This window comes from Microbacterium umsixpiens (assembly GCF_053543675.1).
In genome coordinates this window covers 14,719-17,690 of the sequence record NZ_JBLVOH010000010.1, presented here as the reverse complement: position 1 = coordinate 17,690, position 2,972 = coordinate 14,719, and the positions used below count along the sequence as shown (strand labels likewise).

General features: G+C 71.7%; 5 protein-coding genes. All 5 read left to right on the top strand.

The window, feature by feature from the left end; all coding sequences use genetic code 11:
* Positions 1-166 (top strand): uroporphyrinogen decarboxylase family protein (locus tag ACNPM4_RS00995; RefSeq protein WP_448984395.1); only part of this gene is annotated, 166 nt, incomplete at its 5' end.
* Positions 167-204: 38 nt separating this feature from the next.
* A complete protein-coding gene (locus ACNPM4_RS00990) occupies positions 205-1,773 on the top strand; it encodes a protoporphyrinogen/coproporphyrinogen oxidase (RefSeq protein WP_448984394.1) in 1,569 nt (522 codons plus the stop codon).
* Between the two features lie 150 nt (positions 1,774-1,923).
* Positions 1,924-2,376: a hypothetical protein gene (locus ACNPM4_RS00985; protein ID WP_029261237.1), complete on the top strand. Its 453-nt coding sequence runs from the start codon at positions 1,924-1,926 to the stop codon at positions 2,374-2,376.
* Position 2,377: 1 nt separating this feature from the next.
* Positions 2,378-2,785 carry a phage holin family protein gene (locus tag ACNPM4_RS00980; RefSeq protein ID WP_029261236.1) on the top strand — a complete coding sequence of 136 codons (408 nt, stop codon included), beginning with the start codon at positions 2,378-2,380 and terminating at the stop codon, positions 2,783-2,785.
* Positions 2,772-2,972: hypothetical protein (locus ACNPM4_RS00975; RefSeq protein WP_448984393.1), on the top strand; the 201-nt coding region annotated here is incomplete at its 3' end. The genes ACNPM4_RS00980 and ACNPM4_RS00975, both read left to right, overlap by 14 nt.

The window sequence follows — 2,972 nt, the reverse complement described above, 5'->3', positions numbered from 1 at the left end:
CGCCCTGCTCTCCGCCCCCTGGCCCGTGCTGGAGGCACACGTGCGCGATGTGATCGCGCGCGGCCGCGCGGCCCGGGCACATATCCTCAACCTCGGCCACGGCGTCCCGCCCGAGACCGACCCCGACCAGCTCACCCGCATCGTCGAGCTCGCGCACACCGTCTGACGCTCAGGCCGAGACGGCCCGATGGGAGAATTGACCGCATGACCTCTGAGCCGTCTTCCGCCGAGCCGTCCGACCTCGCCGCCCGCGCGGCGGAGAAGCACGTCGTCGTCATCGGCGGCGGCATCGGCGGACTCGTCGCCGCGCGCGAGTGCGCCAAGGTCGGCATGCAGGTGACGCTGCTCGAGGCCGGCGACGAACTGGGTGGCGCGATCCGCCGGATCGAGCTCGACGGAGTCGTCGTGGACGCCGGCGCCGAGAGCTACGCGACCAGGGGCGGCCTGGTGCGGGCACTGGTCGAGGAGCTGGGGCTGGCCGACCGTATCGTCGCCCCTCGGCCGGGCGGTGCATGGCTCGCCGGCATCCCGGGTGTGGGTGCGGCGCCGCTGCCGGTCGGCGGCATCCTCGGCATCCCCGCGAACCCCTTTCAGGACGACGTCCGTCGCATCCTCGGGTGGTCCGGCGTCTGGCGCGCCTACCTCGACCGGGTGCGTCCCCCGCTCACGATCGGCCACCAGCTGAGTCTGGGGAAGCTGGTCTCCTCGCGGATGGGGTCGAAGGTGCGGGACCGCCTCGTCGCTCCCGTGACCACCGGCGTCTACTCCGCATCTCCCGACGACGTCGATATCGACATCGCGGCTCCCGGCCTCAACGCCGCGCTCACCCGCGTCGGGTCGCTGTCCGGTGCGGTGCAGACCCTTCGGGACGATGCCGCAGCGAAGGCCGGCGTCGCCACGGCGGCGAAGACCCCCGGCGCCGCGGTCGAGGGGCTGTCCGGCGGGATGAGCGGGCTCGTCGATGCGCTGGCCGACGACCTGACCCGTCTCGGGGCCGAGGTGCGCACGGGCGTGCGCGTGCGGGGCCTCCGCAAGACCGCGAAGGGCTGGGACGTCGAGACCGAGGCCGTGCCGATGGTCGCCCCGGCGGCCGCAGAAGAGGCTGATGCAGTGGTCGCCGAACTGCACGCGGCCGAGGTGGTCGAGGCCGAGCCCGTGATCGAGGAGATCGCCGCCGACGCGGTCATCGTCGCCACGCCCGAGGCCGCCGCCCGCGCGCTCCTCTCCGCTGCGGTGCCGGCGCTGAAGAAGGCCGAGGCCGCCGCGTCGCCCGAGATCGAGATCGTCACGCTCCTGCTCGACGCCCCCGCGCTGGATGCCGCGCCGCGCGGCACCGGCGTGCTCACGGTGCCCGACAGCCACACGGCCAAGGCACTCACGCACTCGACCGCGAAGTGGGCCTGGGTGCGGGAAGCCGCAGGTCGGCGACACCTCGTCCGGGTGTCGTTCGGAGCGCAGGGGGAGCCCGCAGCGACGGCGGCGCTGAGCGACGAGGCCGCCGCCGATCTCGCGCGGACCGAAGCCGCCACGATGCTCGGGGTCACGCTCGCCCCCGAAGCCGTGATCGCCGCCCACCGCGGTCGGTTCGTGCAGTCGCAGCCCGCGTCGATCATCGGCTCCGGCGAACGGCGCGCAGCGGCACGCGCGGCGGTCCAGGCCGTCCCCGGCATCGCCGCGGTGGGAGCCTGGCTCGCCGGCACGGGCCTCGCACAGGTGATCCCGGATGCGCGCGACGAAGCCGACCGCCTGCGCCGCGCCCTGTTGTGGGAGTGAGTGCACGCTCTGTGTCAACCCTCTGACCCATAGATGCCGAAATCGGCATACGGGGCTACGCTGGGAGCCTGGTCGCGGGGAGCGGAAGCCTGCGGGCCATCCAAGCCGGGCGAAGCAGGCCGGACAACCGGAACTAGGTGAGGAGACCCCATGAAGGGGAAGATCGGACTCGTCGTCGGACTCGGCGTGGGCTACGTCCTCGGCACCCGTGCCGGACGTGAGCGCTATGAGCAGATCAAGACGCAGTGGCTGAAGGTGTGGGAACTCGATCCCGTGCAGGAGCAGGTGTCCAAGGTCAAGGGCTTCGTCGGTGACAAGGCTGCGGCCGTGCCGGGCGCCCTCTGGACGGGCGTCGTCAAGGTGGCCAAGTCGGTGACGGGCAACGGCACACCCGGACAGCGGCTCGACTCCGCCATCGCCACCGGCCGCGAGGCGGCGGAAGACCTGGCCGAGGCCACCGAGGAGGCCGTCGAGGCGGCGAAGGCGACCGCCAAGACGAGCAAGCCCGCGTCGAAGCCGGCCGCCTCGAAGTCCACTGCCTCCAAGTCCACGGCCTCCAAGTCCACTGCCTCGAAGTCCGCACCCAAGAAGACCGGCGCCTGACATGCCCCGCGGATACCGAGATCGTGCCGACGACAGTCTGCTGACCCTCCTCGGGGATCTTCCGGAACTCGTCACGAATCTGGTCAAGGCCGAGATCGACGCCGCCAAGGCGTGGGTCTCGCGCACCTCGAAGGATGCCGGCATCGGTTCCGTGTGGTTCGTCGTCGCGCTGTTCTTCCTGTTCTGGGCCGTGCCGGTGATCCTCGTGTTCGCGATCGCGGGGCTGTCGTCCTGGTGGCCGGTGTGGCTGTCGGCGATCGTCGTGTTCGGCATCCTGATCCTCGCCGTGCTGCTGTTCGCGCTGCTGGGCATCCTGAAGTTCCGCAAGGTTCTCCGCCGTCAGAACCCGGCGCAGGCCGTGGCCGAAGACATCCGACTCGTGAAGGAGGCCGGCGATGACGAATTCTGAGTCCCTGCCGCGCACCGTCGTCCCCGCAGGCATCGTCGACCCGGTGACCTCCGCTCGAGCCGAGCTGAAGGCGGCGCTGGCCGCCATCGAGGTGAAGGGGAACATCCCCCGCCGCGTCGAGAAGGCATCGACCCGCGCTGCGGCGAAGGCCCGGGTCTTCGCCGACCGCAATCCGCTCGGCGCGATC